The sequence below is a fragment of the Vagococcus entomophilus genome (assembly GCF_003987595.1).
In the GTDB taxonomy this organism is placed as follows: domain Bacteria; phylum Bacillota; class Bacilli; order Lactobacillales; family Vagococcaceae; genus Vagococcus_E; species Vagococcus_E entomophilus.
In genome coordinates, this window is the sequence record NZ_NGJZ01000003.1 from 40561 (window position 1) to 52693 (window position 12133).

12 protein-coding genes are annotated in these 12133 nt (G+C 35.7%); 3 read left to right on the forward strand and 9 right to left on the reverse strand.

Translation table 11 applies throughout. The annotated features are described in order from the left end of the window. Positions 1 to 257: 257 nt before the first annotated feature. Positions 258 to 3236, reverse strand: coding sequence for an MMPL family transporter (locus tag CBF30_RS09230; protein WP_126825678.1), 2979 nt, complete (start codon positions 3234 to 3236; stop codon positions 258 to 260). A 201-nt stretch (positions 3237 to 3437) separates the two neighbouring features. On the opposite strand from CBF30_RS09230, the gene CBF30_RS09235 reads away from it, so the two are divergent. Continuing rightward, positions 3438 to 4007 carry a TetR/AcrR family transcriptional regulator gene (locus tag CBF30_RS09235; RefSeq protein ID WP_126825681.1) on the forward strand — a complete coding sequence of 190 codons (570 nt, stop codon included), beginning with the start codon at positions 3438 to 3440 and terminating at the stop codon, positions 4005 to 4007. A gap of 29 nt (positions 4008 to 4036) precedes the next feature. Here the strand turns inward: CBF30_RS09235 and CBF30_RS09240 are convergent, their stop codons facing one another. Next, positions 4037 to 5005, reverse strand: coding sequence for an aldo/keto reductase (locus CBF30_RS09240; protein ID WP_126825684.1), 969 nt, complete (start codon positions 5003 to 5005; stop codon positions 4037 to 4039). A gap of 28 nt (positions 5006 to 5033) precedes the next feature. After that, on the reverse strand, positions 5034 to 5333 hold the full coding sequence (locus CBF30_RS09245; RefSeq protein ID WP_126825688.1) for a DUF2316 family protein: 300 nt from the start codon (positions 5331 to 5333) through the stop codon (positions 5034 to 5036). 129 nt (positions 5334 to 5462) lie between these two features. Between CBF30_RS09245 and CBF30_RS09250 the strand changes: the two genes are divergently transcribed. Continuing rightward, positions 5463 to 5894, forward strand: coding sequence for a MarR family winged helix-turn-helix transcriptional regulator (locus CBF30_RS09250; protein ID WP_126825691.1), 432 nt, complete (start codon positions 5463 to 5465; stop codon positions 5892 to 5894). Positions 5895 to 5904: 10 nt separating this feature from the next. On the opposite strand, the gene CBF30_RS09255 is transcribed toward CBF30_RS09250, so the two are convergent. From CBF30_RS09255 to CBF30_RS09270, 4 genes are all read right to left on the reverse strand, one after another. Next, the gene (locus tag CBF30_RS09255; protein ID WP_126825695.1) at positions 5905 to 6354 is read right to left on the reverse strand and encodes a MarR family transcriptional regulator; all 450 of its coding nucleotides are present in this window, start codon (positions 6352 to 6354) and stop codon (positions 5905 to 5907) included. Positions 6355 to 6469: 115 nt separating this feature from the next. After that, positions 6470 to 7630 (reverse strand): serine hydrolase domain-containing protein, encoded by a 1161-nt coding sequence (locus CBF30_RS09260; RefSeq protein WP_126825699.1) that lies wholly within the window; start codon positions 7628 to 7630, stop codon positions 6470 to 6472. A 211-nt stretch (positions 7631 to 7841) separates the two neighbouring features. Then, entirely contained in the window at positions 7842 to 8357 is a 516-nt protein-coding gene (locus CBF30_RS09265; protein WP_126825702.1) for a GNAT family N-acetyltransferase, read from the reverse strand. Positions 8358 to 8392: 35 nt separating this feature from the next. Then, complete coding sequence (locus tag CBF30_RS09270) at positions 8393 to 9619, reverse strand: agmatine deiminase family protein (RefSeq protein WP_126825705.1); 1227 nt, start codon at positions 9617 to 9619, stop codon at positions 8393 to 8395. A gap of 226 nt (positions 9620 to 9845) precedes the next feature. Here CBF30_RS09270 and CBF30_RS09275 point away from each other — a divergent pair, with 226 nt between their 5' ends. Then, positions 9846 to 10745 carry an SDR family oxidoreductase gene (locus CBF30_RS09275; protein ID WP_126825708.1) on the forward strand — a complete coding sequence of 300 codons (900 nt, stop codon included), beginning with the start codon at positions 9846 to 9848 and terminating at the stop codon, positions 10743 to 10745. A gap of 89 nt (positions 10746 to 10834) precedes the next feature. Here the strand turns inward: CBF30_RS09275 and truA are convergent, their stop codons facing one another. Together truA and CBF30_RS12180 are read right to left on the reverse strand one after the other, a co-directional pair. Further along, the gene (gene truA / locus CBF30_RS09280; RefSeq protein WP_126825711.1) at positions 10835 to 11575 is read right to left on the reverse strand and encodes a tRNA pseudouridine(38-40) synthase TruA; all 741 of its coding nucleotides are present in this window, start codon (positions 11573 to 11575) and stop codon (positions 10835 to 10837) included. Between the two features lie 205 nt (positions 11576 to 11780). Beyond that, positions 11781 to 11981 (reverse strand): S26 family signal peptidase, encoded by a 201-nt coding sequence (locus CBF30_RS12180; RefSeq protein WP_390221168.1) that lies wholly within the window; start codon positions 11979 to 11981, stop codon positions 11781 to 11783. Positions 11982 to 12133: the final 152 nt, after the last annotated feature.

Genomic DNA, 12133 nt, shown 5'->3' on the forward strand with positions numbered 1-12133 from the left:
GACGTAAATTTGCTTGTTTGACTCTTTTAGATGGTGAAAATTTGAAAAAAACAGGTCGAATTTTTCCATAAGACACCCCTTTTTAGTTAACAATGTTAATTACTTTTGTTAACTAACTTTACCCTAGTTCAATTTTTATGTCAATTGTTTTTATCTTTCCATTCTTTGTGTAGTGATTAGAAAAGCAGTGCAAACTAATCCTTTACACCTGCTTGCTGTGTTTAAAGATTATTTCGCACTGACTTTTCTGACTTTTTTTACTTTTTCTCCTCTGTTAATTTTACGACGGCTGACGTCACCAATGGAAGCATGATTACCAGAAGAAGTAAGCCAATCATTACTGCTAACGCAACTTGAATTAAGGTTGTAACCCCCGAAGGAATCAACGCAGCAAAGGTCCCCCCTAAAATCACAGCCGCAGATAAAATTACTGAACCAATAATCTTGCATGCATCTTGAATACTTGCGACTGCTTTTAGCTTGTCAATTTGTTTGTTATCACGATAGCGAATCATCAGGAATATACTGTAATCAACCCCTAATGCTACGAGCATAATAAAGGAAAAGAACGGGGTATTCCATGTAAGCAACGCTTTACCTAATACTAAATTGGAAAACACATTGGTGATACTTAACGATGCTATATAAGCAATTAATAAGGTGGCAATAATTGTCACGGGTTGCAGAATTGACTGAGTAACAAAAACCAAGGCAATCCCAATTCCAATTAACATGATAATCGCAGTCCGTTTAAAATCACTTGTAGCTAAATTTTCCAAATCCGCTGTTTCTGAGGTTTGCCCCCCAAAAGCAATCTTAGCTTTTTCTAAAGAAGTTCCTTTCAAACGAGCTTTCGTATCTGCCACAATTGCTTGTAATTTTTTTGCAGTTTTCAGCATGCTTGGATCCTCTTTAAAGACCACAGTAATCTTAGCCATTTTACGGTCTTTAGACAAATAAACATCATAACTTGGTTTAAGTGTGTTCTCTTTCAGGACTTGTTTAGGAATATAAATTTCTTTTCCTAGGTAAGAGTCTTGCATTTCTTTCAAATAGTTTTGCATGGTGTTTAATCCTGTTTTTACTTGTGCGAGTCCAGTCACTGCTGCATCAAGCCCATTTGTTAGGGTAGTGACTTGACCAGATAGGCCTTGCATTTGAGAATTTAGAGTCTGAACACCCGTATTGACTTGAGCAGAGCCTTCTGCTAATTGGCCAGAAGACTGAACCAATACTGTACCTGAACTGCTTAACTGCTTACTTCCATCCACCAAGGAAGCAGTTCCACTGGTTAAATTTGGCATTTGTTCATTTATTTGGTTAAGTGCTGTTGCCAATTGAGCTGTACCTGAATTCAGTTGCGCGTAGTAGTCACTCAGTTGACCCAGTGACTCTGAACGAATCCCTGATGAAGCAAGTACTGCCCCAAGCTCTGGCATTTGCTCGGTCAACGTTTGGACTTGTACTTGGACATTTTTCAGGTTATCCACTTGTGCTTGCAGCTGCTTCACCTGTTCTGACAAAGCCGTTCCTCCAGCTGAGACTTGACTAATACCATTTGCTAAGGCTGTATTCCCACTTTGTAATTGGCCCAACCCGGATGACACAGTATTTACCCCCGCTGTATATTGTGTCACTCCACTTGAAAATTCTGTACTGCCAGAGGCGACTGCATTTGATCCATCTGCTAAAGTCTGCACACTTTGTAGTTGGGTCTGCAAATCTACTCCTTTTAGCTGAGCACTTGCTGATTGTAGCCCACTTCGAATCGTCTCCATCCCTTTAGTAGACTCCGTAAGGCCTGCGGTCACGCTACTAAGTTGTTTATTCAGATAAAGTTGAGCGAGTCTGTCCCCACTTGGCTGTGTGACAGAGGCAACGGACTTCACACCCGACTCTTTTTTTAAATATTCCGTTAACTTATCCAACGTTGCCAAGTCTTCCTGATTCGTCAATTCGGTTTTACTCTCAATATAAAGTGTTGTCGGAGCAGTCATTCCTTTTGAAAAATGCTCTTGAATTAACAAATAGCCTTTTTTAGCTGAATTAGTATCTTGTATTTCATCCGCATTGTTAAAATTTAGCGTTTGATTTTGATAAATCGAGATAAATGGTAGCGCAAAAATCACGATTAGCCCGAGCACAATGACTGGTTTAGCAAGTGCGGCCTTAGATAAGTGGTCCCACAGAATACTACTGCTTGTACCATCAAACTTTTTACTTGGCCAAAACATTTTTTTCCCAAGAATATTCATGAAAAATAGATTAAACGATAGCAGATTAAGAATTAAGACTGCTACTCCAATTGCAACCCCCACTGCTGATTGATAAAATGAAAATTTGGCAAAAATCAAAACAGCAAATCCAATCAGAACTGAAATACCGCTGTACAAAATAGCGCGACCAGCCTTTTTATGTGCTGCTTTTGCTGCTTTAGCAACCCGTGTTTCTTTAGCCAACTCCTCTTTAAAATGATCATAGAGTAAAATATTATAATCAGTTCCGATTCCAAATAAAACAACAATCAAGAAAACTTGTGTAAAGTTGGAAATTGGAAAATCAAAGAACTTGGTTAAATTCATGATAATATTAAGCGATATAATGAGTGAAACCGCTACAGTTAGCAAGGAAATGATCGGAACAATTGGTGATTTAAACACAAAAACCAATACAACAAAAATGAATAGTACCGCAATTAATTCCGTTTTTTCAATGCCTTTTTCGGTTGTAGTGCTAAACTCATTATTTAATACTTCTGAGCCGGTAATCGAAACATTCAAGGATTTTATCTCGAGTTTATCTTGAATTTTTTTGACTAAACTTGATAAATTATCCTGCTTCTTCACATTAATCAGTGCCATCTGGGTGGTTTTATCTTTTGAAACCACCTGTTTTTTTGTTTCTTCATTATCTGTCGCACTGGTAATAGACGTGATAGAGTAAGCTTGTTTCTCATTTTTTAGTTTTTGTATGGACTCTTTAATTTGTGTATTTTGCTCTTCACTCAGTTCTTTTTTGCTGTTAAAGACTACAATCAGCTGTGCGCCATTTTGACTTTTATCAAATTTTTTACTCATTTTATCAGCAACTTTACTTTCTAAGTCACTGGGTAAAGTAATTTGACCTTTGTCACGAACAATTTGTGAGATATTTGGCATCGTTATCAATGCGAGTAAAAATAACCCTAACCAAATAATGAGTGTACCTATATACTTTTTCTCTTTTGTTTTTTTCATCCATCACTTCACCTTTCTATAAAAGTTTACTAAGTTATTGACCCAAGTTGGACCTCACTAAAATTCAACTGTCCATTTTTAGACAGTTGAAAAAAACATAAACTAATGATAGGATGATTTTGCCTGCAATACAATCAACAGAAAGACAAAAATGTTTATAATTAGACACTTTTGCAAAAATGAAAAAGAAAGGATACTTGCATGAAATATGACTTGACTAAAAAACCAACTCGAGGTGCCATTCGAACGTTATCTTCCTTTTCCTCAACCATGTTGCTTCTTTTAACCAAAAAAGCCTTTGAAGAAATAACCGTCAATGAATTATGTAGCCTCAGCAATTTCCCAAGAGCCACCTTTTACAACTATTTTGACGATAAATATGACTTAATCAATTATTGCTGGCATGATTTAGCTGACCAGATTCACCTAGAAGAAGTACCACTAATTGATGATCGTCAGCTATTAAATACGTTTTTTGATCGTCTCTATTTTTTATTTAAAGAAAAGCAAGACTTACTAAATGGTGTATTAAAATACAATGATTACGATAGTTTTTTAATCGGCAGCTTTGTCAGTTATATGAGAAAAGTAATGCACGCCCTGTTTAAAGAACAACTGGAAACCTGTGACAATAAAATTCCCATTGAGATCATTTCAGATCACTATAGTAATACGATTCTGCTGATGCTTGAGTGGGTTTTTATTCAAAAGAAAACCGAAGACCTAGACAGTATTCATGCTTACTTAGATTATCTTTTAAAAGATATTTAAAAAAAAGCTGGGGTGAATTCACCCAGCTTTTATTTTTTTATCACTTTTCCATTTCGAAATTGCATATTGGGAAAACTATTTCCGGCTATTTTATCTACTGGAACTGCTGCTTCTATTTGTTTTAATTCCTTTGGCGTCAAATGAATCTTATTCGCTTGGATACTATCTTGCAATTGAGAAACTTTACTTACACCAATCACAGGAAACATAATGTCAGATTTACTTACTGCCCAGGCATGAACAAGTTGGGGTAATGTAATATTTTTAGCATCTGCAATTCTTTTAACGTTTTCTACAAGTTCTATATTTTTTTCAATATTTCCCTTTTGAAACAGCTCAATATAGTTATTTTGTGGAGACACGCCTTGCTCTAAGCTTCTTTTCGTCCATTTTCCTCCAAGTAGTCCATGTGCTAATAAACCAAACCCAATCACTTTGATCCCTAGCTCTTTAGCAACAGGCAAAATTTCTTCTTCCATACTTCGATTAAACAATGAATACTCTACTTCTATATATGAAATAGGATGTACCGAATGTGCTTTTCTTAGCGTTGTTGCATCCACTTGAGTGAGTCCGATTTTCTTTACATAGCCAGCTTGTACCAACTCAGCTATCCCCCCCACTGTTTCTTCTACTGGAATAGCTTGGTCAATTCTACCTGGTTGATACAAATCAATATAGTCTAAGTTCATTCTTTTCAAAGAATATGCTAAATAATTTTTTACTCTATCTGGATGTACATCTAATCCATACATTCTCCCATTAGGCTCTACCAGTGCTCCAAATTTATCAGAAATAAAAATATTCTCTCTTTTTTCACTTGTTATAACTGAACCTAGTGCCAACTCACTTTCTCCTGAATGATAAAAATCAGCTGTATTAAAAAAAGAAATATTATTTTCAAGCGCTTCTTTAATGATTGCTCGACTTTCACAACGTGCCTTTTTTGTCCCCATGAATAAGTTTCCACAGCCTAAACCGAATTGCTGATTGTTCATTTTATTTTTCCTCCGTTTCTATCAATAATTATTCTATCAGCTTGTTCTCAATCTTATCTTTATCCAAAAACCAGTACTCATGATACTCTCCTTTTAATGCTGTAAAAGGAACTGCCTCTTCTCCAAGAGACTCAATCGTCTCTACTAAATAATTTTTAAGTATCCAGGGTTGCTCTATTTCTCTTATATTAAGTTCCAAAATACGATAAATCTGCTCAACAGAAGTTCCTAGCTCACTTGCAACTACATCTACTGTTTTCTGAGATCTAACTAAATTTTCTTGAAATTCCTTTTTTGTGGTTTCAATTTGTTTTCGTGACAATGTCATAGTTATCCCCTATCATAAAGTTGTATTTACAACTGTTTCATGTGCATATATTACTCTTTAATTAAATAATTGTCAATTAAACAATTGTAGATTAAACTATTTATAGGAGATTGAAAAGGAGATGTTTTTATGAAATTTGGGACAAAAGATAGTTTTCTAGAAGATTTTTATCATTTTTATACGCTCCAACAAAGCTTTATCAAAAAGAGATTAAAAAAGATTCAGCTGACTGTCCCCCAAGCACGTTCACTGAATTATATTTTTTTACATCAAGGAACTATCCAAAAAGAGTTAGCCTCATATTTAGACAAGCAAAATGCTACTATAACAAATCTACTTAAATCTTTAGAAAAAAATGACTATATTATCCGAAAAATCCCCGATGATAACGAGCGTCAAAAAAAATTATTCTTAACAGAAAAAGGGTTGCATACAGTAGCAGAAATTCAAATTATTTTTATTGATTTAGAAGAAAAAATAGAGCAATTGATTTCGGTACAAGAAAAAGACAGCTTTGCTCATATTTTAAAAAAAGTAACCCATAATTTTCTTGAAAAATAAAAAACGACCCTCAATTTTTTTGAGGGTCGCTTCTATTTAAATCCATTTGTTGGTTCACTTTCCTAATCATCTCGTATAGATTTTTTTGCTCTTCTTTTGTTAAAACTGAAATACATTCATCAAAGACTTCATCAAAGAGCTCGTAGTTTCTTTTGCAATACGCTTTTATTTCATCATTTAACTTTAGATAATAAGTACGTCGATCTGAACTCGACATTTCCCTTGTCAGATAGCCCTTTTCCATAAAGCGATGAATAATTCGCGTTGCAGCCGGTTTTGAAATGGTTGCTTTTTCTGCAAATGTGGTCAGTGTTGGATTTTCCAAGGTATACAAAATATCTAAGTAATGCTCATCATTAGCAGTTAGCTCCTGCAACGTTACCTGTTCTTCATATTTATTTTGGTAGTGAATCAACACTTTATCATATAGCTCAGAAAAAAGCTGACTAATTGTTTTCATTGCAAACCTCTCCCACAACCCATTTTGGTTACCTTTGCTAACTAATTTACTCTACTTACACCTGAATGTCAATTTTATGAGCACCCACCTTTCTTTTGATTATGGTTCAAATCCATTAGTTGGGTTCTTCACTCTTATTCAGTAATTCATAAATATGATTGGCGACTTGACCTAAAGACTTGACTTTATTCGTATTTTCAAGCAAAACAATATACGTTAATCCTGTATGGGTAAAAGAATTAATACAATTCCATCCGCCTAAGACACCATGACTCGAATAACTACCTGGATTAACATAAAAGCCCATCCCATAAGTTGATCTACTACCAGAGGTAAACATTTCTTTTTTTTCTTTTTCTTTTAGTAAGACACCCGTCATCAATGCTTTATCATATAAATATAGATCCGTTGCTGTGGTATAAATGTCTCCAGCACCATACAATTGGGATAGATTAGGCAGCTTGGCTTCGTGAAATTTTTCCTCTTTGATTTTATAACTCTTCGATGGTTCTATCGTCTTTTCAAATGTTTGATAAAATCCGCTATTTAACATTTTTGCTGGCTCAAAAATACGTTTTTTTACATAGTCTTGAATCGAAGACTTTTCAATAAGCTCTACCACATAAGCTAAAGTCGAGTAATTGCTATCTTGATAGTTCCAGCTACCCGGTTGTGCCTTAATTCCTTGTTGTTTAATTTGCTCTACAACTTCTTTAGGCGCAATGTAATCGCCTGTTTCTTCTCTGCCTTTGATTCCACTCGTATGATTTAATAAATTTCGCAGTTTGATTTGTTGTCCATTAGGAAAATCTGCAATATATTTGGCAATCGGGTCATCAATTTTAAGTTTCCCCTGTCCTTGTAATTGTAAAATGGCAGTTGCAATAATGGATTTTTGTGCTGAGCCTAAATAATAAGTCGTATTGACCGAATTCCTTCGACTCGTTACCTGATCTGCTTCTCCGTATGCTTGGCTTAACACAACCTTTCCTCGTCTAACAATCAAAGCCGTCCCCTGAAACCCCTGTTGTTGCAAGTAGGTGTCAATACTTGCATTTTGAACAGTAGCTTTAATTCCTGTTGCTGTATTTGGTTGCAACGCTTTTGCGCTTTTGACTTCTTTCCTTTTCTTTTGTAGATAAGTATTCTTTGTCTGTTTAGGAGTGCTATTTATTTTTTCCTTAACTCGTAAGAAACTGCTCATTCCTGTTAATCCACAAATAAATAGGACCACAACTACAATAAAAAGGACCGCTTGTATTCCTCTTTTTTTCATATTTCCTAACTTCCTTTTCAAACTTACTCAAACAATTCCACTAACCCTGTGTCCAGTTTTATTTCCAAACCAAGTTTAGCATAAGGAAAACGCTTTTATATCAGGATTTTCTGCTCTTTAAAAAATAATTTATATTTTCACGCGAATCTTCAACCGATTTACTAAAAAAGCATAGAACAAACGATTTTTCGTTTCTCCATGCTGGATTTTATTATTTTATTAAATAGTATGAAGGATGGAGCCTACCTGTTGGGGCGTAGTACTCCTTTCTAAAGTAAGTGAACCCTAGTTTTTCAAGCAAGGCTTTTGAATAGCCATTGTCAGGATGATGACCCGCAAAATACTTGTGACACTGCAAGTATTTTGTACCAAATTGAATGACTGCCTCTGCCATTTCCAAGCCATATCCCTTGCCCCAGAAATTTTCATGCAAATGAAAGCCAAGTTCGTAAATTAGCGGCTCTTTCTCATATGGATGTAAGCCACAACAGCCTATAAACGCTCCTGTATCTTTTTCACAAACTTTCCAGTATTGAACTCCATATGCTTTATTATAGCTAATTTCTTTTTGTAATCGCTCGCTAATCTCATTTTTTGTAAAATATCCCTTAGCACAAATTAGTTTTGTCACCTTCTCACTACCCCATATTTTATCTGCAAGCTCATTATCTTGCTCTGACCAAGCCGAAAAAATCAGACGATTACTCCTAGGAAATAGATGTTCCATCTCTCAATTCCTTTCTTATAGTTTAATTATTGCGTTTAGCAAGGAAGATTTCTGGTATGACAATGAATTCCTCCACCGCCTAGATTAAGAGATAATGACTCGATTGCCACAATCTCTTTATCTGGAAATAACTGCTTCAAACAATTGATCACTTCCCTGTCTTGTCGTTCGTGTACCTTCATTTTTGTCGTTGCAGCGTAAGTTTGAACTAAAACCTTTTGATTGATCATTAAAAAATTACAATAGCTCATCGCAGGCAATACATAAAAATCCTCTTTGGGAAAATCTGAACCATCTAAAAAAAGATGATTTTGAATTCGAGCTTCATCAAAAGTAAAATAACTAAAAAGTGCATCACGCTCCCTCACTTTGATGAAAAAGGGTTCTGGCATGGGCAGTGCCACAATGCGCAACTTTTTTCCATTGGCCAATCGAATGTTTTCTAGACGTTTCTTTGCTGCATCACAGCGCTCTTTGTTCAATCTTGCTAATTGACTATTTTGTGCTTGTTCTTCTGAGACTTGAGCAAGAACCACCGTGTCTGCCGAAACAAAACGACAAAACTCATCAATATGACCATTTGCCGAAGCGCAACGATAGCAGTTACGCCCCTCTATCTCGGTGAGCTTTCCCATGTAAGGATTTTCGTCATCAAATGTTCCTTTTTCCAACCAGATAATCTGCTGTAATCCGAAATGATTTTTAAATTCTCTTTCAATTTGCTCAGTAGTCCAAAGAGGATTTCGTTTGTCCTTTTCTGTTTCCAAAATAGAAATCATCGTACCTTGACCATTAAATTCATGATTTCCACCTTCAGTAATGAGCCGACTGGATCCTCCCTTTTCAATAGCGAACAAAGACGCGGTTTTCCCTGCATATTCAATTAAGTCTTGATTCCAAAAACAGTTTTTTCGAAATAGACCGTATGCGTTAAAATCAAAATCAATCCAAGTTGGTTTCCCTTCTTCAAATACGATTTCTGGTCCAAAATCTCGTGGGTACATAATCGCATAAGGATATACTCGAAAACTCAGCTTTTCCAAATGAACATGCTCATTCTTTAAATAATTTTTGACATAGTCTAACATCTCACTATCATAAACATCAATATGTACCGCAACTTCGCTGAGGGCTTCTTTGATAATTCTTACAGTTACCTGCTCACAGTCAAAGCCACACACAAGTTCCTTTTCCAGTGGCCAAGTAACAAACAACCTCTTTTGTTCCTCAAATTCTGCTCGTATTCGTTTAGGGCATTTCATCGCTTCACCTTCCTTAATAGGATTATATAATTACGAACTCCGCTAAGTCACGAACAAATGGCTTACAATTTTGTTGGGTCTTTCCTTACAACTAAAAAATGCTTTTGATTATTTTATCTGAACTATCAGCTACTTAACTATTTGGATTTGGCGTTTCACTCTTTTCTTCACCCAACTCTCTCTATGATATAATAAAGTGAAAAATGAACAAAAAAGAAGGTATTTTATGAAGAAGAACACAAAACCTCGTCCCATTCTTATATTAGGTTCCCAAGGAAATCTTGGAAGTCAGATTGTCAAAATACTCAGAGAACAAAATCAAACAATTGTAGCATGGACTAGATATGATTGTAATCTGTTCAACGCTTTTGAAATTGAACAAAAAATCACACAACTATATCCTGCTGTTGTCATTAATACCGTAGCTTACAACGCTGTAGATGCTTGTGAAAATCAACTATCAGAGCAGGAGTTAGCGATTTCGTTAAACTGTCAATTGCCGGCTTATCTGGCACAGATTTGTCACAAAATCAAAGCAAAGCTGGTGCATTTTTCGTCAAACTATGTTTTTTCTGATAACAAAACATTTTATTCAGAAACCGAACAAACAAACCCTATCAATTTTTATGGACTGACAAAAGCACAGGGAGAAAAAGCCATTCTTTCCTACAAAAATACTGCATTCGATTTTTGTATTTTACGTGTGGCTAACCTTTTTGGACCATTAGGCACGGGCCAGTCTTCCAAGCCAAGTTTTTTTGACTCCATCAAAGACGGCGCTCAAAAACGTGACATGCTTGACGTAGTAGCAGATGAAAAATGCTGTTTTACCTATACAAAAGATATCGCCACTGTTTTATCACACGTCCTGTACGAAAAAAGTTTTTATGGAATCTATCACCTTATCAATAGTGGACCAGCTTTGTCTTGGTTTGATGCTGCAACTCTCTACTTTGATGTCATTAAAGAAAAAACTATTCTGCAGCCAATTTGTAGTACTGCTTTCAATCGCCCTGCTACACGCCCCAAAACAGCAGTCCTTGTGAGTACAAGGAGCTCTCTACCGACCATGAGAAGTTTTGAGCACGCGCTTATAGATTACATCCAAGAAATTTCTGCAGATTGATAACCTACATGTTTGTTCTTGACTAAAAGAGAAGAAGGCAAAACCGCTTGATACACGGTTATGCCTTCTTTTTTAGTGCAACAATCCGTTTACTTATAGCTTACTTCATCAAGAAACAACCCATGTGCTGGCACGGTTTCTCCTGCTTGCGTTCTGATTTTTTCTTTAAAAACTTGATTGATTGTAGCAATCTCTCTCTCTCCAGAACCAATTTCAAGAATCGTTCCCATCATAATCCGAATCATATTGTAGAGAAAGCCATCCCCAACATATGTGAAACGAATCAGGCTTCCTTCTTTTTGTATTGAAATCGTTTCAATTGTTCGAACAGTTGATTTTTTCGTTTTCTTTAAGGAAGAAAAACCAAGAAAATCATGTTTTCCAATGAAAAGCTGACATGCCTCATTCATTTTTTCACTATCTAATCTTTTAGGATAATGAAAGCTATATGCTCGGTGAAATGCAGTTGGAATCACGTCGTTCCAAATATAATAGCTATAGGTCTTACTCGTCGCATGATAGCGCGCATGAAATCTTTCTGCTACTTCTTCCACTTGTTTAATGACAATATCTCTTGGTAAATAACGGTTGAGAAAGTCTAGCATTTTCTCCGTTTCAAAGGTGGAGGCTGTTTTAAAGTTTGCCACTTGTCCTCTTGCGTGTGTCCCCGCATCTGTTCTGCCTGAGCCTATAATCTCGATTTTTTCACCTGTCATCTGCGCCAAAATGGTTTCGATCTTCCCTTGGATAGTTTTTTCGGTATCGCCTAATCTCTGCCAACCTAAATAACGCTTCCCATCATATTCAATGGTTAATTTTATATTTCTCATATTTTTATTTTCTCCCTAAGCACAGTCTTGCTTCGCATTTATAGATCGTACACATTGTATCAAGGTTTTGGAGCTTACACAATTTATTTATACACTCTCATCTACCAAATTGAAAAAGAAAACGAAAAAAGCTGCTTCCCAATGATTTTATTTTTAGAGATTGGGCCAATTATTCTACTGTCGAGAGACTTTTACCAATTGTCACCTAAAACAAAATAACTATCTTTAGGGAGAGTTGACGTAATATTTTGGTCGTATTAACCATTAAGTTATTGGAGTACTGAATTAAATAGTTTTCAAAGAATTTTTGACCATTCATAAAAATTGCATTGCCTCTTATAACAAGACGATCCCCCACTCCAATCACTCGTTTGATTCTATTTTTATTGGAAGTTTTTACTGTCACACTATCTGCTCATTTACTCTCATGTGTACGGTATAGGGATCCACGCTCGCCGTCTTTAATTTTATCTTTTGGAATACGCTATTTTTAATAATTTTTTTCGAGATTTCACACTTTTTTTTATAAAATTGTTTCGGTGTTTCTCGCTATCATAG